We start from the raw sequence: 18,337 nt of genomic DNA on the forward strand, positions 1-18,337 counted from the left end.
ACGAGCCCTCGCGGGCTAGGAGCGAACCAAAACAACTATAAAACGATAGGCAAGTAGAGCTCCCAGGATTACAGGAAACTATGAAAGTATAGCCTGTTAGCCACAAGCTAAAGCTTCAACGATAGAACACATAAGATTTCTCGACTATCGCTCGAAATGACAACAGAATGAAAACAAAAAAGGGTGATATCAGTTATGACATCACCCTTTTTTTAAATTTTATACTTACCAACTTACGCTAGCGTCTGCTCTTCTTTCATTTTTTTCAGGTTGAGGAGCATGTCTTCCGTCATGGTATCCAGATTATAAGCTGGTTTCCAGTTCCAGTCCTGCTGGGCAGCGCTGTCGTCGATGCTTTGTGGCCACGAATCTGCTATCTGCTGGCGAGAATCAGGCTTGTAAGATATCTGGAAATCAGGGATGTGTTTCTGAATAGAAGCGGCTATTTCTTTAGGCGAGAAGCTCATGGCGCTCAGGTTATAAGAACTACGAACTTTTACCTGCTCCGCCGGTGCATGCATCAGGTCAATGGTAGCTTTCAGGGCATCCGGCATATACATCATAGGCAGGTACGTGTTCTCGCTCAGGAAACATTCGTAATTACCACTTTCTAATGCCTGGTGGTAAATATCCACAGCATAATCTGTAGTGCCACCGCCAGGTAGGGCTTTATAGCCGATCAGGCCCGGGTAGCGAAGGCTACGCACATCAAGGCCATACTTTTCGAAGTAATATTCGCACCAACGCTCACCAGCCTGCTTGCTAACGCCATATACCGTGTTAGGATCCATGATGGTGTGCTGCGGCGTGTTCTGGCGCGGCGTGTTAGGGCCAAACACAGCAATAGAACTTGGCCAGTATACTTTCTCCACTTTCTGCTCCAGGGCCAGGTCCAGCACATTAAACAGGCCGTCCATGTTCAGTTTCCAGGCAAATTTCGGATTCTTTTCGCCAGTGGCCGAAAGTACAGCGGCCAGGTGGTAGATCTGCTTAAATTTATACTTAGAGGCTAATTCTGCCAAAACTTTCGTATCCAGTACATCCACTTTCTCAAAAGGGCCGGAATCGCGCAAGTCAGCCTGCTTTGGTGCTGAAATGTCGGCTGCGACCACATTTTGCCCGCCATACATGTTACGAAGCTCGAGGGTAAGTTCCGAGCCAAGCTGTCCGCAGGCGCCAATCACTAATACCGTATCACTTGTGTTTGCCATAGTTAAGGAATTCTATTTGTGCAAAGTAACCGATTTCAGTGCAATAGTAAAAGTATAAACCACAAGAAAGGTGAGGGCTTAATACAAGATAAATGTCTGCGACAGGTTATACAGCCTTACATCGCCTTCTATGCACTTCTTCAAAAGTATAAGTGGTTGAAAACATGAGTTAACGAAGTATAAAATAGAAGCAACACAGCTCTGTTGCAGGAGGTTGATTTTCTTATATTTGTAGAGGCAAAAGAGTAAATTTAATTTATAACCGTTATTTAGAAGCGAAGCCTGTAAATTTGCAGCACCCAGGCTGGGTTAAGCTAACAAAGCATGACGTTTGAAGAGTACCTGATAAAGAAGCGTATAAATAAGGCTGCCTTTGAGGCAGAAGACACGGCTCGTTATAAAGCATGGGAGGAGATGTATGCGCAGATGCACCCTAACAGCTTTTATGTAGCTGTAAAAATGCTCATCAACAATGTGCGTTTAAAATACCATTTGCGGGAAGAGGATGTTCCGAAAGTTGCCCCTGCCACTACTGCAGTACCACGGCCTGCCGCTGCAAGGCGTGCTGCCCCTGTTGCAAAACCTGCTGATGTTCCGGCTTCAACTATTGTTCCACAGGAAACAATTGAAGAAAAGCCGGTTGCGCCAGCTGCTGTACCAAAAGCAAGGCCTGTTATCAGCAGGCCGGCTGCTATGCAAAAACCTCCGGTAGAGGGAGAGGCACCAGTATCTGAGCCAACACAGCCGGCTGCTGCCAAAGCAAGGCCGGTAATTAAACGGCCTGTAATAACAAAACCAGCTGCGGAAGCAGCCAATACAAATACAGAAGCTACGCCACAGGCACCAGCTTCAGAAGAAACTAAACCAGTTGCCAGACCCCGACCTGTTATAAAAAGGCCGGCAGCGCTTCAGAAGCCGGCAGAAGAAAAGACCGAAGCTATAACACCTGTTGAGCCAACTGCAGAAACAGAAGTGCCAGCTGCTATACCTTCTCCCCGACCAAGACCGGTAATAAAACGCCCGACCGCGTTACAAAAACCACCCCAGGAAGAAACGCAGGCAAGCGCCCAAGAAGAAACAACAATAACTACGCCTGCTGCTGAAACGCCTGCGCCACCAAGGCCACGACCCGTAATGAAACGGCCAGCTGCATTGGTAAAACCTGAGGAAGAAGCAGGCAAACCTGATAAAGATCAACCTACAGAAGCTGCACCTGCGGATGAAAAAACAGATGTGCCGGCACTAAAACCGCCTAGGCCACGTCCTGTAATAAAAAGGCTAACGCCACCAGCAGCTGAACAGGAGCAAAAGCAGGCTGAAGAGCAAATTACAGAAACTAAACCACCTGCAGACAGTGCCCCGGAAGAGAACCCGAAGCCTCCGCGCCCAAGACCTATTATCCGGAGGCCAACGCCTAAACCCGACGAAAGCGGGGAAGTAGCAGATTTATAGTTATACTTGACAAATACCCAAAATTGATATACAAACAACAGATATGTACGAGACTTTAAAACCAGACTTAGCACAGCAGCTTGCTGAAATAGAAGAAGCAGGATTGTATAAAAGAGAGCGCATCATTACAACGCCGCAGGGTGCTGATATTGATACCACGCAGCAGAAGCATGTACTTAACTTTTGCGCCAATAACTACCTGGGCCTTTCGGCGCACCCGGCAGTAATTGAGGCAGCCAAAGAAGCGATCGATACACATGGTTATGGCATGAGCTCGGTACGTTTTATCTGCGGTACCCAGGATATACACAAAGAGCTGGAGCGTAAGATATCTGAGTTCTTAGGCACTGAAGACACCATACTTTACGCAGCTGCTTTTGATGCCAACGGTGGCGTTTTTGAGCCGTTGTTCGGCGAAGACTCTGCAATCATTTCTGATGCCCTGAACCATGCTTCTATCATAGATGGTATCCGTTTATGCAAAGCGCAGCGCTTCCGTTATGAGCACAACAACATGGCCGACCTGGAGGCAAAACTGCAGGAAGCTGTTAGTAAAAACACCAAGCACCGCATTATTGTAACAGATGGCGCTTTTTCGATGGATGGTACTGTTGCCCAGCTGGATAAAATAGTAGAACTGGCTGATAAGTATAAAGCTCTGATCATGATCGATGAGTGCCATAGCTCCGGCTTTATGGGTAAAACAGGCCGTGGTACACACGAGTATCACAACGTAATGGGCAAAATCGATATTATTACAGGTACGCTTGGCAAAGCGCTTGGTGGTGCTATGGGCGGCTTTACTTCCGGGCATAAAGAGATCATCGATATGTTACGCCAGCGCTCACGTCCTTACCTGTTCTCAAACTCACTGGCTCCTTCTATTGTAGGTGCTTCTATTGCCGTGCTCGATTTACTTAGCTCAACAACAGAGCTGCGCGATAAGCTGGAGTGGAACACCAAATATTTCCGTGAGAAAATTACAGAAGCCGGTTTCGACATTAAGCCAGGCGACCACCCGATTGTGCCGGTAATGCTGTACGATGCCCCGCTGGCGCAGGAGTTTGCAGCCCGCATGCTGGATAAAGGCATTTATGTTATCGGTTTCTACTACCCTGTAGTTGCAAAAGGCCAGGCGCGTATACGTGTGCAAATGTCTGCGGTGCATGATAAAGAGCACCTGGATAAATGTATAGCTGCCTTTACCGAAGTTGGTAAAGAGCTTGGTGTTATTAAGTAAGTTTTATACTTGCTTGCAAAGTATAAAAGCTGCCCCTTGTAACGGGCAGCTTTTTGTTTTTAAGCATAGTTCTTATACTTTTAAACTGAAGCAAAATTGATTGAAAAATGGAGTTAGCAGCAGGAAACGGAGCCTTTGTTGAGAGTTTGATTTTTACACTTGTAGTTGTTAATTACCTGCTGGTGGTGCTTACAGTAGTGCATATCATTTTCAGGTCTAGCTATGTGCTTACTGAGCGGTTACTCTGGATGGTAGTAGTATGGGTAATTCCGGTAATCGGGTTTTCAGCTTATTGGTTTTTCTGGAGAAGAAAGGGAAATTAATCTTTTTTATCTTTAAATAATTATATGTCGTATAAGCAGCAAAAGTATAGCTATGGAGACTGCTTCTCAGAATATCCTATCTACAGTTGTTGTAATACTACTGTATGTGTTTGCTGCCGTAGTAGCAGCACAGATTTTTAGCAAGTCTAAGTATAAGTTGTTTGCGAGGATAAAGCGGGCTAGCAGTTTAATCGAAGTACCGTTACTCAAACCGATGATGAGTAAGCTATACTTTCTAAGCAGAAGGAAACAGCAGCGTGTTAAAGAAAAAGCTTAATCGGTTATAGTTACAGTACTAAGCTGCATTTACAGACTTTTCAGAAGGGGCTGCTGCAGGGCGCTGATCCATATCAAAAAGGAACTGGTTGAGCTTCACACGCAGGTCAGCGGAAGAAAGGTTGCGGTATACTTCGCCGTTTCGTACTAGGGCAATCTGGCCTGTCTCCTCCGAAACTACAAGCACTACACTATCTGTAACCTCTGTTAAACCAATTGCAGCGCGGTGGCGCAAACCCATAGAGGCCGGAATCTCATTGTTTTCAGTAACAGGTAAAATACAGCGGGCAGCCTTAATGCGGTTGTTAGCAATAATAACAGCGCCATCGTGCAAAGGGCTGGTTTTGTTAAAGATAGACATCAGCAGGCGTTTCGAGATAACGGCATCAATCAAATCTCCCGACTCAGCATAATATTTCAGCTCCGAGCTTTTTGCGAATACAATAAGAGCGCCGGTATTTTTGCCAGCCAATGATTTGGCAGCTTCTATAAAAGGAGTGAGGCTTAGTTTTTCGGTTTGTTCGCGGCGCCACGGAAATCCCCAGAAAATACGTTCGTTATTAAAAGCTGTGGTTTTGCCTATCATCAGCAGGAAGCGCCGGATCTCGGGCTGGAAAAGTATAATAGCAGCCAGCACGCCCACGCCCATAAACTGACCCAGAATTATACTCAGCAACTCCATACCGGCGGCGCGCACCACCAGGTATAAGAGGTAAATAGAGAGCAGGCCCAGGAAAATCTTGAGCGCTACGCTGCCTGTCAGGAGTTTGTATAGCTGGTATAGCAATACAGTAACCAGCAGAATATCAATGATATCAAGCAGCTCAATCTCTAAAAACCCTATGCTGAATAATAATGTCAAAGTGTTGTTCTCTTATATAGTTTTATAGTCTGTTTAGCTTCTTTTACGTCGTGCACCCGCAAAATGTCCGCCCCTCTGGTTAACGCCAGTGTATTAACGGCTATTGTTCCTGTTAAGGCATCGGTCTGGTTAATGCCCAACGACTTGTAAACCATGGATTTGCGCGAAAGGCCAGCCAGCACAGGCAAGCCAAATATGCGCAGCTCATTCATGTGGTTTAACAACTCAAAATTATGTTCAATGGTTTTAGCAAATCCAAAGCCAGGGTCAAGTATAATATCCTTAGCACCAAGTTTTTTCAGTTTTGCAACCTGCACTTGTAGTTCAGCTATTACTTCTGTTACCAGATCGGTATAGTTCGACAGCGATTGCATGTTTTGCGGCGTGCCGCGCATGTGCATAAGTATGTACGGTACCTGCAGCCTGGCAACAGTTTCAAACATGTTTTCATCCAAAAGGCCGCCTGCAATATCGTTTATGATGGATGCGCCCGCATTTATACTTGCCTCGGCTACAGCAGCCCTGAACGTATCAACAGAAAGTATAGCCTCTGGAAAAGCATTCATAATAGCCTCTACAGCCGGAATTACGCGGTCCAGTTCTTCCTGAACAGTTATATCCTCAGCACCCGGCCTGGATGAGTAACCTCCGATATCCAGTATGTCGGCACCTTCGGCAAGCATGGTTTCGGCGCGCTGTAGTACCTCTTCAGTTGAGCTCAGTCGGCTACCTGGGAAAAAGGAATCTGGCGTAATATTCAGGATGCCCATTACCAGTGGCGTATCCAGCGAGAGGATTTTTCCGCGGCAGTTAAGTGTACTTTTTTTTCTAAAAAGCTTATCTTTCGATTCCAATGCTGGCAATTATGTCGGTCGTTTTAAAATTAAAGCTAAAAAGTTGATAAGTCAAACGCTCCAGGAATATAATCAGGTAGTAAATCGCTGTAAAGATACGTTTGTAAAAAAGACGAAAGATTATGGCACCGCGTGGCGTGTGCTGCGATTGCCATCTATTACCGACCAGATATTTATTAAGGCCCAGCGCATCCGCTCTATTCAGGAAAAGGGCAAGCAGCTGGTAGAAGATGACATCCGCGATGAGTTTGTTGGCATCATAAATTACTGTGTTATTGCCCTGATGCAGCTTAACCTGCCTGCTGATGCCGAGCAGACGTTGCCAGCCGATGAGGTAGAGCGCCAGTACACGCACCACATAGAAGAGAACATAAAACTGCTCACGGCTAAAAACCACGATTACGGCGAAGCCTGGCGCGACATGCGAGTTAGCTCCATCACCGACATTATCCTGATGAAGCTATACCGCACCAAGCAGATAGAAGACAACGAAGGCCAGACCCTGATCTCGGAAGGTGTGGAAGCCAACTACCGCGACATGATCAACTACGCCGTTTTCGCGCTGATAAAGCTAGGTGCAGCGGAGAAGGTTAAGTAGGGTTATAGTTTATAGTTAGGCTATAATTGATATTCTCTTTTTTGTCATCCCGAGCTTGGCCGAGGGACCTTATACCGCACAGCAGGTGGTCAAATAAGATGTGCACGAAATGAGGGTTTGAAAACTTGCTTATTTAGGAGTGGATTTTTATTCTTTACTAAACAAAAACATAATCCTAACCTCCTCCTGTTTTTAGGAGGGGCAGGGGGAGGTCAACCATGAAATACATCACCAAATTCTTCTGGCTCTTTGTGGGCGTGCTATTCATCTTTTCCGGACTGATCAAAATTAACGACCCGGTAGGCACCGCTATTAAACTGGAAGAGTATTTCGAAGTTTTCTCGGCAGACATTGCGCCGTTCTTTAAATCGCTGGAGCCGGCGGCGTTGTTCCTGTCTATTTTCCTGAGTGCGCTGGAGATTGTGCTGGGCGTGGCTTTGCTTGTGCGATGGAAACTGAAAGAAGTGCTATGGCTGCTGTTGGCCATGATCGTGTTCTTCACCTTCCTGACATTCTATTCAGCATACTTTAACAAAGTAACCGACTGCGGCTGCTTCGGCGATGCCATTAAACTAACGCCTTGGGAGTCGTTTACAAAAGATATTGTGCTGCTGGTAATGATTGTGGTATTGCTGGTGACGCGCCGGTACCTGCAACCGATTATGAAGCCAACTATGGGAGCAACAATAACCGCACTTACGGCTATACTTTCGGTAGGTATTGGCTGGTATGCTTACGAGCACCTGCCTTACATCGACTTCCGTGCTTATAAGATCGGTAACAACATACCTACACTCATGAAGCCATCGGCGCCGCTAAAGTATAAGTACATTATGGTGAAGAATGGCGAGGAGCAGGAGTTTGAAGAATACCCAACCGATCAGAGCTACAAGTTTAAAGAAATGGTGCCGGTAAATCCTGAAGCCGGACCTAAGATAACAGATTTTAATGTATGGAACGACCAGGGCGATTTTACACAGGAAGTACTGACAGGTAAAAAGTTGCTGATCATTGTGCACAACGTAGCAAAAGCCGATCGTTCTGACTTTGATAAAATTAACCAACTGGTGGCCGGGGCAGAAAAACAGGGTATAACACCGCTTGTAGTTACATCCAGCAGTAGCCAGGATTTTGAGGCTTTCCGCCACGAGGTAAATCTGGCAGCTCCTTATTACTTTGGCGATGGCACTGTTTTAAAAACGATGATGCGCTCTAACCCGGGCATTATGCTGTTGCAGGATGGTACTGTAAAAGGCATGTGGCACCATAATGATACGCCAGCTGTAGATGAAGTAAAGGCATTGCTTGCTGATTAAGCATTGCCCAAACTGATGCGTTGCTGTTTCAGACATTTTTGTCCGAAACTAAAGCTGAAGCGGGTTTTCTAATCCGCATAAATTATAACATTGGGATTAGGAAATTCTCGGCAGTTGGTTTCTGGACTGAGAAGTTCAGAAGAGTTGACCGAAAAGGCTTCTAGAGAATAACATAACTTACAAATTACTACTAAATGAAATTCATAGGATTTATACTTAGCCGACTGGGGCATGGCCTGCTGATTCTGCTGGGGGTGCTGGTGGCAGTGTTTTTCCTTTTTAACGTATTGCCCGGCGATCCGGTGGCTTTGCTGGCTGGCCAGCGCTCCGATTTAAGCACACGCGAAGCCATCACAAAAGAACTTGGGCTGGATAAACCCTTGCCAACGCAGCTGTTGTTTTACATGAACGATGTGTCGCCGTTGTCGGTGCACGAGGATACGGAGGAAAACCAGCAGAAGTATGAGTATAATAAGCTGGCAAACATAGGCGAAGATGCGATTGTGTGGAAAACGCCATACCTGCGCAGGTCTTTCCAGACAAACAAAAGCGTAACCGATATCCTGCTTGATCATTTTACCGGCACACTCTGGCTGGCGCTGGCTGCCATGCTTATTGCCACCGTGTTTGGTATACTTTTCGGGGTACTGGCCTCGCTGCGCCCGCACAGTACCTTAGATCATACTTTGGTTACTTCATCGGTGCTGGGTATTTCGGTGCCTTCGTTTGTGGCAGCCATACTTATTGCCATTACATTTGGTTTTTACTGGAGCAACTGGACCGGCCTGAGCCTGACCGGGCAGCTTTACGAGATAGACCCCTTTGAAGGCCAGCACCTGATGCTGCGAAACTTGCTGTTGCCAGCCATCGCGTTGGGTATCCGTCCTCTGGCGGTTATTGTGCAGCTTACGCGCAGCTCTATGCTCGATGTAATGTCGCAGGACTACATTCGTACAGCCCGCGCCAAAGGCCTGGACCGCTACCATGTTATAGTTGGGCACGCCCTTAAAAATGCACTCAACCCGGTAGTTACAGCCGCTTCCGGCTGGATGGCTTCGCTTATGGCCGGTGCCTTCTTTATCGAGTATATCTTTAACTGGAAAGGTCTGGGCGCAGTTACTATTCAGGCTGTTCAGAACCTCGACTTTCCGCTGGTAATGGGGGCCACGTTGTTTGTAGCTTTTCTGTTCGTGCTCATCAATATTTTCGTAGACCTGCTGTATGCTGTCCTGGACCCAAGAGTGAAACTGGACTAGAGTAACCAGAAATCAGTACTTTTCTACCTCAAACACCACCAATTCATAAGTTCTAATTAAAGAAAATGCGAATCTTCCTGATAGGTATGATGGGAGTGGGCAAGACCACGCTTGGGCGGCAATTGGCGCAAAAGCTGGGCTATACTTTTGTAGACCTGGATGATTATATAGTACAGCGCGAGGGGCGAAGTATAACCCAAATATTTGAGCAGGAAGGCCAGCAAAAGTTTCGGGAGCTGGAGCGGCAGGCCTTGGAAGCTGTGGTGCAGGAATATGAGCAGGCTGTAATTGCCACAGGCGGCGGCGCTCCCTGTTTCTTCGATAACATGGCCTTTATCAACAAGTATGGCAAAAGTATTTTTCTGGATCTGCCAGCCAGTGAATTGTTGCAAAGACTTCAGAATTCAGACCTATCCGTAAGGCCGCTTCTTTCCGGAAAATCATCAGAAGAGCTTTATACTTACTTAGTTAAAACAATTAAGGAGCGCAGGCGGTTTTATGAGCAGGCAAATTATACTTTATCCGAAAAAAATCAGACCATTCATGGATTAGAAACGTTATTAAACATTAAGTAATCTATCTCGTTTATGCCAGTTATAGTAGTTACAGCATATATTCTTCCTTGAATTTTGAGTAATTCCGCACCAGGTACAAAGCATAAATAAAACGATGAAACCAAATCATAAAGGCCGCGCGCAGATTTTTCAGAACCCTGTTCTGGAAAGACTAACCAGAACGCATATTGCCCTTCCTATTACCATTTTCATACTTTTTTCTATCGGGCTGATCTACTATGGCATCACGCATAGTTTTATAAATGTGCTGGAGGCAGTAGGGCTCTTTTTCCTGGGGTGGTTTATTTTCTCCTTCTTGGAGTACCTGGCGCACCGGTTTGTTTTTCATATGGATACGGACACGCCAGCCAAGGCTCGCATACAATATACTTTCCATGGCAACCACCATGATTTCCCTAAGGACAAAGAGCGCCTGGCTATGCCGCCCATTGTAAGTGTGCTTATTGCCTCGTTCCTGTTTTTTGTGTTTAAGCTGATATTCGGGCAGTTTGTATTTGGCGTAGTGGCCGGCTTGTTGTTTGGATATGCCATGTACTTGTTTGTGCATTATGCTGTGCATGCGTATGCGCCGCCTAAAAACTTTTTAAAGCAGCTCTGGATACATCATAGTATACACCATTATAAAGACCCTAATGCCGCGTATGGCGTATCGTCGCCGCTATGGGATTACCTGCTGGGCACCATGCCAAAACGCAGCCGATAAGTATAGCAAGTATAAAAAAGGGAGCCAATTGGCTCCCTTTTCTTTTAGCGTCTAAGTTTTCTGAAAAGCCAGCCTACAAGCAGTACAATCAGCACAATAATAATAACTGCTGTCCACATGCCAGCCTCAAAAATGTCTCCTACAAGTTCGCAGCTACTTAATGTTACAGCCAGCAATACGAACAAAACCGATAAATATGCTCTTATATCTTTCATGATTCGAGGTTTAAATCCGGCGTTAACAACATGGGCTTCTGCCTGATAAAGACACATTCGCCGTTTTATATGAAAATATTGCCATGTGTATTAAAAGATACTGTATTGCGGCTTAAAAGGTTGAGATGTGTAATGGAACAGCATTGCATAAGTATCTGCTGGCATCTTAATTTTTTCGGGCGTAGCCTGGCATGTGGCGCCCATTAAGAAAGTAGTATTTGCGGCAAAGTATAAGCTATAAACGTACTTCTGATATAGCATTTGTAACTGGCAAGCTTTTGCTACCCACAAGCAGGAAAGTATGGATAGAATGATTGCAGAACATAAAACCACAAAACCGCTTACAAAAAACGGGTGGCTGCTGGCATCTATACTTGTTTTCGTTATTGTATGGATCAGTACCCTGGTAGGCACTACTGACATGAACAATTGGCTGCTGGAGAACGCACTTACTTTTACTGCTCTTCTCTTCCTGGTTATAACCTATAAATGGCACAGGTTTAGTAATGCAAGCTATGTGCTTATCAGTTTATACTTGTGCCTGCATGTGTACGGTTCAAAGTATACGTATGCCGAGAACCCGGTGGGGTATTGGCTACAGGATCTATTCGACTTATCCAGAAACCACTACGACCGTGTTGTGCATTTCTCATTTGGCTTATTGCTCACTTATCCAATGCTTGAGATATTCATTAACTGGCTGGGGTATCCGCCAAAAACTGCCAGGTTTGCACCCATTGTAGTAACATTGGCTATTAGCGCTGTTTATGAACTGATAGAATGGGCTGTTGCTGATATTTTCTTTACCGAGCAGGGGCAGGCTTATTTAGGAACGCAGGGCGATATCTGGGATGCCCAGAAAGATACATTCCTGGCTTTTTTGGGTGCTACCATAGCTACTACCATTCTCCTTTTTACACCAAAAGCCTGGTTTAGCTGGCAAAATAAGTAAGGCGCCGGAAAAATTGATGAATGTATAAAAACCGATTACTTAGCTAAGTATAATTAGCACTCTGAAGTATGGATAGGCTATAAAACAAAAAAGCCACTCGATTGAGTGGCTTTTGCTCTCCCTCCTGGGCTCGAACCAGGGACCCTCTGATTAACAGTCAGATGCTCTAACCGACTGAGCTAAGGAAGAGTGTTTTGTTATTCTTGGCGTTGCTGCCGTTGAATTACAATGCAATATTAAGGCAGTTTTTCAGATTATGCAAGCCTGTGGCTAAAAAAACTTTTAAATAAAGTATAAGATTCTGTAAATCAATCTGAAAAAATTAATTCGATATGTATAGAATAGAGCCACTGAGCGCTGTTTTGTACTGCTTTAATCCATAAACCGTTGGCCCGGACATAACGCCTCCCTGAAAATTGAATTGGGAGCTGCAGCATTTATCCACTATGAACAGGTTAGACTGGTCGGCTTCTACACCGGAACAGGAAGAAGTAGGGTCGTAAGGGCAGGCTCTTTCAAAGGCTAAGTATAAATTGGCATTCTGCCGCACTACCATAATTCCTTTATAGCCGCCCTGCAGGTAAGCGTAGCCACCATCCTGCCGGAGCATGGGGTATTGCAGGCTGGTCACATTTATCTGCTCGCTAACAAGAGTATCAGGTATAAGGGGGCCGTTGGAGTTATCGCTGCAGGAGAAAAGGGTAAGCAGGACCAGCAGTGGCAGGAGCTTACTGATAGTCGTAAAAGCCCTTGCCCGATTTGCGGCCATGGTGCCCGGCATCCACTTTTTGCTGTTGTATGCGGCTTGGTCTGAATTTCGGATCATAGTGAAAAGCCTCGAACATAGATGTTGTAACCGAGTAATTAGTATCAACGCCGATAAGGTCCATTAGTTCAAATGGTCCCATTTTAAAGCCGCTGGCCTGCATTAGTTTGTCAATAGTTTCTATACTTGCCACGCCCTCTTCCAGCAGCTTCAGGCCTTCAACATAGTAGTGGCGCGCCACGCGGTTCACTATAAAGCCGGGAGAGTCTTTGGCCATTACAGGCACTTTATCCAGTTTCAGGGCTAGTTGTTTTATAGTTTCAGCAATATCAGGGGCAGTGGCCGCTCCTGATATTACTTCTACCAGCTTCATAATATGGGCCGGGTTAAAGAAGTGCATGCCTACTACACGCTCCGGGTGCGGAATGCCGGCAGCAATGCGTGTTATCGGAATAGAAGAAGTATTGGAGGCAAAAATAGTTTCGGGGCCGTTAATACTGTCAAGCTCTTTAAAGATGCTCTGCTTTACCTCCAGGCGCTCTACAACCGCTTCAATGATCACATCGCAGATAAGCTGCAGTGTATCGCCGGTGAAGGTGAGGTTGCCAAGAGTAGCCTGCTTTTCGGCTTCGGTAAGCTTACCGCGCTCTATGCCTTTGTCAAGGGTTTTGGTTGTAGTTGCTTCAGCCGACTGCAGTACCTGGGCATTGATATCGAAAAGTATGGTTTTGTAGCCAGCCTGCGCACAAATCTGGGTAATACCTTGCCCCATAGTGCCGGCACCTACTACGCCTATCGTTTTTATATCTTCAAATTTCATAGTTTTTGGTATTGCTTATAAAACGAAAAGTGAATGCTCTGCTATAGTTGTACGGCAAAACATTCACTCATTTAATTATTCAGTCATTCAAAATTACTAGATAACCCCTTCAAACTGGCGCAGGAAGCGTACATCGTTCTCGGTGAACAGGCGCAGGTCTTTTATCTGGTACTTCAACATGGCAATTCGCTCGATGCCCATACCAAACGCAAAGCCGGAGTATACTTGAGGGTCGATGCCACAGTTCTCTAAAACATTCGGGTCTACCATACCGGAGCCGCCAATCTCTACCCAACCGGATTGCTTACAGATGTTGCAGCCTTCGCCTTTGCAGATAAAGCACGAAATATCGATTTCAGCGCTTGGCTCTGTGAACGGGAAGAATGACGGGCGGAAACGGATCTTAGTGTCCTGCCCGAACATTTCCTTAGCGAAAAAGTATAGCGTCTGCTTCAGATCGGCAAAGCTCACGCCTTTATCCACAAACAAGCCTTCAACCTGGTGGAACATCATATGTGCACGTGCCGAGATAGCCTCGTTACGGTAAACGCGGCCTGGCATAATGCTGCGCAAAGGCGGCTTCTGCGTTTCCATCAGGCGCACCTGCACGGTTGATGTATGCGTGCGCAGCAGTTTGTCACGGTCCTGGCTGAGGAAGAACGTGTCCTGCATTTCGCGAGCCGGATGGTTTTCAGGGAAGTTCAGGGCTGTAAAGTTGTGCCAGTCGTCTTCCATCTCCGGGCCCTCCGACAGGTTAAAGCCGATACGCGAGAAAATACGGTTGATCTCGTTGCGTACCAAGGCAAGCGGGTGGCGCGTGCCTAAGGTATTTGGCACTGTTGGCAACGTAAAATCAAAAGCCGATTCGGCAGCAGTGCTGTCGGCGGCATTAACCAGTTGTTCCTGGGCCTGGTCGAAACGTGCCTGTGCCAGGTTTTTAAGCTGATTAAGGTCTTGGCCAACCTGGCGGCGCTGCTCTGGCGCAACCTGCTTCAGGTCATCAAAAAGCGATGAAATTATACCTTTGCGCCCGATGTAGGCTATTCTGAATTGCTCCAGTTCAGCAGCATTGCTTAGCTGTGCCGCCTCTATCTCTTGTGCTACTCTTTGTATTTTCTCAACCATAATACGCAAAGATAATAATTTACAGGTTTGCAGCTTATAAATGGCGCATGCAGTTGCTGTGCTGTAACTATATTTTTCACAACGATTTAATTAAATTCATAAACTATGATTTTGGAAGCTATACTTGTGAGTTACAGATGGCAGCAAGAGTAAGACAGGTATAGAAAACTAACTATATAGATTTTATACTTTGTATGTTTACCGACGAAATCCCGGGCTTTACCGATTTCTTACCCGGGCCGGCCTATATGGTATAGCCACCAGGAGCCAGCGCAGGTATATTTGATAAAAAAACGAACAACTATGGAAAATCGAGATCTAAACACAAAGCAAGATTACAGAGGCTGGGAGAACCCACAGGACAACCGAAGTGGCAGAGTTATGGGTGGCCTGGTGCTGGTACTTATTGGTGTAGCGCTGCTGGCCTACAAAATGAATGCTCTATTTTTACCGCACTGGGTATTCTCTTGGCAAATGCTCCTGATCGTGCTCGGCTTATTTATCGGGTTCAGGCATTCGTTCCGCAAACCCAGCTGGATCATTTTGGTGCTGATCGGCTCAGTTTTCCTGATCGATGATTTTATACCTGAAATCTCGTTTCGGAACTACTTCTGGCCAATTCTGATAATCGGGATCGGTTTATGGGTGATCCTGAAGCCACGTCACCGCTATCCCAGGCAATTCCGGTCGGGGGTAGGAGCGCAGCCGCCATACGATGCTATAACTGCAACAGCTCCGGATGATTATACTTCTGAAAACTATACTTCGTCGGAGGAGGATTATGTGAACGCAACAGCCATATTTGGGGGTATCAAGAAAAGCATTATCTCTAAAAATTTTAAAGGTGGCGATATAGTAAGTGTGTTTGGTGGCACAGAATTGAATTTAACGCAAGCCGATATGCAGTTCCCGGCTGTGCTGGAAACTACCCAGATTTTTGGTGGTACTACGCTGATTGTGCCGTCTAACTGGAGCGTAAAATCAGAAGTGGTTGCCATTATGGGGGGCGTTGATGATAAACGCATTGTGGTGCCAGGTACCAACTACGACCCGAACAAAGTGCTCGTAATTAAAGGAACAGCCCTGTTTGGCGGCCTCAATATTAAAAGCTACTAACCAGCAGGTATAAGCAGGGCAACTATGTATCCACTCCGCATTATATTGCTATACTTAAGTTGGGCGCTGTTGTGGGCAGTGGTGCAAACATTGGTAATGCTACCTACAAATTTTGAGTTAAGCTTACTTATAAAAGATGCCTTGCTAAATAACCTGTTGCTGGCAGCAGGCGGCTACGCGGTAGGTACAGGCTTGCGTTATTACCAGCCAGGTATACGGCAAGGGGCTTTTTTTATGGGCTGGAGTATAGCGCTGGCAGGTGTTTGTACCCTGGTTTATACTTTGCTCATGGCTAAAGTAGCCGAAGCAAACCCGGCTTACCTGACTTTTGTAAATACTACCTTGCCTGTTCGTATGGCTTTTGCTTGGCTTATGGTGCTGCTGATGCTTTTGCTAAGCTGGCTCTGGTTTTATACCCGTGCCCAGCAGCACGCCGAAGACCGCAAAACTGCCGCAGAAAAAATGGCCCGCGAAGCAGAACTTCATACTTTGCGACAACAATTGCAGCCTCATTTTCTGTTCAACAGCCTCAACTCTATTAGCGCACTGGTAGTTGCAAGGCCCGAGCAGGCCCGCACCATGATTCAGCAGTTATCTGATTTTCTGCGGGGTACGCTTCGCAAAGATGAGCAACAACTGGTAACGCTGGCCGATGAGCTGCAACAACTGCAATTATACCTGGAAATAGAAAAAGTACGTTTCGGCCATCGCCTGCAGACTACTATAGAAGTTGATAAGGCTACTTCAGCTATGCAATTGCCGGCGCTGCTGCTGCAACCTGTAGTTGAAAACGCCATAAAGTTCGGCCTTTATGATACCATTGGCGAAACCTGTATTAAGGTAAAAGCAACGGCTGAGAATGGCATACTTGTAATTACAACTTTAAATCCTTTCGACCCTATCACACAGCAGCCCCGGCAGGGCACTGGCTTCGGCCTTAACTCTGTCAGGCGCAGGTTATACTTGCTTTATGCCCGCCAGGACCTCCTCCTGACCCGACAGAATAATAGCGTTTTCGAAACAACTATAAAAATCCCCCAGACCGCATGATCAAGTGCCTGATTATAGATGATGAGCCCCTGGCCAGAAGTATAGTATTGGAATATCTGCAGCATTACCCAACCATAGAAGTGGTGCAGGAGTGCAGCAACGGTTACGAAGGTGTAAAAGCTATTATGCAGCACCAGCCTGATCTTATTTTTCTGGATATACAGATGCCTAAGATCAACGGTTTTGAAATGCTGGAGCTGGTGGAGCATGTCCCCGGCGTAATTTTTACAACGGCATTTGATGAGTATGCACTAAAGGCCTTTGAAGCAAATGCGGTAGATTATCTGCTAAAACCCTTTAGCCGCGAGCGTTTTGATACTGCTGTTAATAAATGGCTGGAAAAACAGAAAGCTGGTGTTGCAGAGGCGAAAGCAAGTATACTTAATGACCTGCCGGCTAAGCAGCCCGAAGAGCAACAGCGCATTGTAGTTAAGGCCGGCAACGATATCCGGATTATACCTGTGCAGGATGTACTATACCTTGAAGCTTACGACGACTATGTAAAGATCCACACGAAAGATGGCCTGTTCCTGAAAAAGAAAACGATGGGCTATTACGAACAGACGCTGGATCCTGCGCAGTTTGTACGTGTGCACCGATCTTACATCATACCTCTAACCCAGCTAACCCGCATAGAGCCTTTTGAAAAAGACAGCCACCTGGCACTGCTCCGCAATGGCGTGCGCGTTCCGCTAAGCAAGAGCGGCTATACCCGACTCAGAACTGTACTTGGTCTGTAATTTTTTTGTAGTAATCTTTTGTGTTGTAATACCGACCTGGTGTGACAGTGGTTTTGCCATTACTATAGTTTGTGCAGGTGTTAGTCTATGTAACACAGTAGTTTGTCAGGTTCAAGGCTAAAAATAGATAAGTATAGCTTTTTGCAATTTAGCTGGAAATGAGATTTTTATGCTCGTTTTTCTAAACAAAATACCCTTCAGGAAACTTTGGATATAAAAATCGTTTCCATAGTTTTGCGCCGTTATGAGCACCACCGAATTAGAAGAAAGAACAAACGCCAAGACAAAGATTTCCTGCACCGCTTTCCAGTTGTTTTGCCAGCGGGGCATTAAAAGCGTGTCGATGGATGATATTGCCCAGTTTCTGAGCATGTCGAAGAAAACGATCTACAAGTGGTTCGAGAACAAGAACGAGATCGTGGTAGCCTCTACGGGGGCATACCTGGATGATATGCAGCAGCGCTGCGAAGTATATTTCCAGAATTCCGGTAATGCCATTGAGGAAATATTTAACATGATGGATATGACCCGCGAGCTGTTCAACCAGTTTCACCCTTCTATCTTCCACGATCTGCAGAAATACCACCCTGAGGCATTCAAACTATGGATGCAGCACCGCGATGAGTACATGTTTGTGAAGATAAAGGAGAACCTGGAGCGCGGCATAAAGGAAGGCCTTTACCGGAAAGACCTGGATGTAGAAGTGATGGCTAAAGTACGCCTGGTGCAGGTAGAACTACCTTTTAACCCTGTGCTGTTTCCGCCCCACAAATATGACCTGAAGCGCGTACAGATGGCAACCCTGGAACACTACATGCTGGGCTTAGCTACCCTTAAAGGTCACAAACTGATAAACGAGCTCAAGCATATCAAAGAAGAAGAATAAC

Annotated in this window: 20 protein-coding genes and 1 tRNA gene; 13 read left to right on the forward strand and 8 right to left on the reverse strand. The window is 46.0% G+C overall.

Going from position 1 to position 18,337, the window contains the following annotated elements; translation table 11 throughout:
- Window positions 1-233: 233 nt before the first annotated feature.
- Entirely contained in the window at window positions 234-1,211 is a 978-nt protein-coding gene (locus tag LWP20_RS02140; protein ID WP_242926463.1) for an NAD-dependent epimerase/dehydratase family protein, read from the reverse strand.
- Between the two features lie 324 nt (window positions 1,212-1,535).
- Between LWP20_RS02140 and LWP20_RS02145 the strand changes: the two genes are divergently transcribed.
- The 3 genes from LWP20_RS02145 (at window position 1,536) to LWP20_RS02155 (ending at window position 4,226) form a co-directional block, all read left to right on the forward strand.
- A complete protein-coding gene (locus tag LWP20_RS02145) occupies window positions 1,536-2,663 on the forward strand; it encodes a hypothetical protein (protein WP_242926464.1) in 1,128 nt (375 codons plus the stop codon).
- Window positions 2,664-2,706: 43 nt separating this feature from the next.
- Entirely contained in the window at window positions 2,707-3,903 is a 1,197-nt protein-coding gene (gene kbl / locus LWP20_RS02150; protein ID WP_242926465.1) for a glycine C-acetyltransferase, read from the forward strand.
- Window positions 3,904-4,010: 107 nt separating this feature from the next.
- Window positions 4,011-4,226: a PLDc N-terminal domain-containing protein gene (locus LWP20_RS02155; protein WP_242926466.1), complete on the forward strand. Its 216-nt coding sequence runs from the start codon at window positions 4,011-4,013 to the stop codon at window positions 4,224-4,226.
- A 295-nt stretch (window positions 4,227-4,521) separates the two neighbouring features.
- Here the strand turns inward: LWP20_RS02155 and cdaA are convergent, their stop codons facing one another.
- Both cdaA and folP read right to left on the reverse strand, forming a co-directional pair.
- Window positions 4,522-5,364 (reverse strand): diadenylate cyclase CdaA, encoded by an 843-nt coding sequence (gene cdaA, locus LWP20_RS02160; protein ID WP_242926467.1) that lies wholly within the window; start codon window positions 5,362-5,364, stop codon window positions 4,522-4,524.
- Window positions 5,361-6,218, reverse strand: a complete 858-nt coding sequence (gene folP / locus LWP20_RS02165; RefSeq protein WP_242927097.1) for a dihydropteroate synthase — start codon at window positions 6,216-6,218, stop codon at window positions 5,361-5,363. The genes cdaA and folP overlap by 4 nt, the downstream gene beginning before the upstream one ends.
- Window positions 6,219-6,261: 43 nt before the next feature.
- Between folP and LWP20_RS02170 the strand changes: the two genes are divergently transcribed.
- The 5 genes from LWP20_RS02170 to LWP20_RS02190 all read left to right on the forward strand — a co-directional run bounded on the left by LWP20_RS02170 (window position 6,262) and on the right by LWP20_RS02190 (window position 10,666).
- Window positions 6,262-6,816 (forward strand): DUF1599 domain-containing protein, encoded by a 555-nt coding sequence (locus LWP20_RS02170; protein WP_242926468.1) that lies wholly within the window; start codon window positions 6,262-6,264, stop codon window positions 6,814-6,816.
- Between the two features lie 218 nt (window positions 6,817-7,034).
- A complete protein-coding gene (locus LWP20_RS02175) occupies window positions 7,035-8,132 on the forward strand; it encodes a BT_3928 family protein (RefSeq protein WP_242926469.1) in 1,098 nt (365 codons plus the stop codon).
- A 194-nt stretch (window positions 8,133-8,326) separates the two neighbouring features.
- On the forward strand, window positions 8,327-9,388 hold the full coding sequence (locus LWP20_RS02180; protein WP_242926470.1) for an ABC transporter permease: 1,062 nt from the start codon (window positions 8,327-8,329) through the stop codon (window positions 9,386-9,388).
- A 65-nt stretch (window positions 9,389-9,453) separates the two neighbouring features.
- Entirely contained in the window at window positions 9,454-9,963 is a 510-nt protein-coding gene (locus LWP20_RS02185; protein WP_242926471.1) for a shikimate kinase, read from the forward strand.
- A 94-nt stretch (window positions 9,964-10,057) separates the two neighbouring features.
- Window positions 10,058-10,666 (forward strand): sterol desaturase family protein, encoded by a 609-nt coding sequence (locus LWP20_RS02190; protein ID WP_242926472.1) that lies wholly within the window; start codon window positions 10,058-10,060, stop codon window positions 10,664-10,666.
- Between the two features lie 44 nt (window positions 10,667-10,710).
- On the opposite strand, the gene LWP20_RS02195 is transcribed toward LWP20_RS02190, so the two are convergent.
- Complete coding sequence (locus LWP20_RS02195) at window positions 10,711-10,881, reverse strand: hypothetical protein (RefSeq protein WP_242926473.1); 171 nt, start codon at window positions 10,879-10,881, stop codon at window positions 10,711-10,713.
- A gap of 301 nt (window positions 10,882-11,182) precedes the next feature.
- Here LWP20_RS02195 and LWP20_RS02200 point away from each other — a divergent pair, with 301 nt between their 5' ends.
- Window positions 11,183-11,833 (forward strand): DUF2238 domain-containing protein, encoded by a 651-nt coding sequence (locus tag LWP20_RS02200; RefSeq protein WP_242926474.1) that lies wholly within the window; start codon window positions 11,183-11,185, stop codon window positions 11,831-11,833.
- Between the two features lie 115 nt (window positions 11,834-11,948).
- Here the strand turns inward: LWP20_RS02200 and LWP20_RS02205 are convergent.
- From LWP20_RS02205 to pheS, 4 genes are all read right to left on the reverse strand, one after another.
- A tRNA-Asn gene (locus LWP20_RS02205) sits at window positions 11,949-12,022 on the reverse strand.
- A 133-nt stretch (window positions 12,023-12,155) separates the two neighbouring features.
- Window positions 12,156-12,602 carry a hypothetical protein gene (locus LWP20_RS02210; protein ID WP_242926475.1) on the reverse strand — a complete coding sequence of 149 codons (447 nt, stop codon included), beginning with the start codon at window positions 12,600-12,602 and terminating at the stop codon, window positions 12,156-12,158.
- On the reverse strand, window positions 12,562-13,419 hold the full coding sequence (locus tag LWP20_RS02215; RefSeq protein WP_242926476.1) for a 3-hydroxyacyl-CoA dehydrogenase NAD-binding domain-containing protein: 858 nt from the start codon (window positions 13,417-13,419) through the stop codon (window positions 12,562-12,564). Before LWP20_RS02215 ends, LWP20_RS02210 begins: the two co-directional genes overlap by 41 nt.
- Window positions 13,420-13,515: 96 nt before the next feature.
- Window positions 13,516-14,544 carry a phenylalanine--tRNA ligase subunit alpha gene (pheS, locus tag LWP20_RS02220; protein WP_242926477.1) on the reverse strand — a complete coding sequence of 343 codons (1,029 nt, stop codon included), beginning with the start codon at window positions 14,542-14,544 and terminating at the stop codon, window positions 13,516-13,518.
- Window positions 14,545-14,847: 303 nt separating this feature from the next.
- Here pheS and LWP20_RS02225 point away from each other — a divergent pair, with 303 nt between their 5' ends.
- From LWP20_RS02225 to LWP20_RS02240, 4 genes are all read left to right on the forward strand, one after another.
- Complete coding sequence (locus tag LWP20_RS02225) at window positions 14,848-15,660, forward strand: LiaF transmembrane domain-containing protein (protein ID WP_242926478.1); 813 nt, start codon at window positions 14,848-14,850, stop codon at window positions 15,658-15,660.
- Between the two features lie 24 nt (window positions 15,661-15,684).
- On the forward strand, window positions 15,685-16,710 hold the full coding sequence (locus tag LWP20_RS02230) for a sensor histidine kinase (RefSeq protein ID WP_242926479.1): 1,026 nt from the start codon (window positions 15,685-15,687) through the stop codon (window positions 16,708-16,710).
- Window positions 16,707-17,450: a LytR/AlgR family response regulator transcription factor gene (locus LWP20_RS02235; protein ID WP_242926480.1), complete on the forward strand. Its 744-nt coding sequence runs from the start codon at window positions 16,707-16,709 to the stop codon at window positions 17,448-17,450. Before LWP20_RS02230 ends, LWP20_RS02235 begins: the two co-directional genes overlap by 4 nt.
- 244 nt (window positions 17,451-17,694) lie before the next feature.
- On the forward strand, window positions 17,695-18,336 hold the full coding sequence (locus LWP20_RS02240) for a TetR/AcrR family transcriptional regulator (protein WP_242926481.1): 642 nt from the start codon (window positions 17,695-17,697) through the stop codon (window positions 18,334-18,336).
- Window position 18,337: the final 1 nt, after the last annotated feature.

The sequence above is a fragment of the Pontibacter vulgaris genome (assembly GCF_022758145.1).
In the GTDB taxonomy this organism is placed as follows: domain Bacteria; phylum Bacteroidota; class Bacteroidia; order Cytophagales; family Hymenobacteraceae; genus Pontibacter; species Pontibacter vulgaris.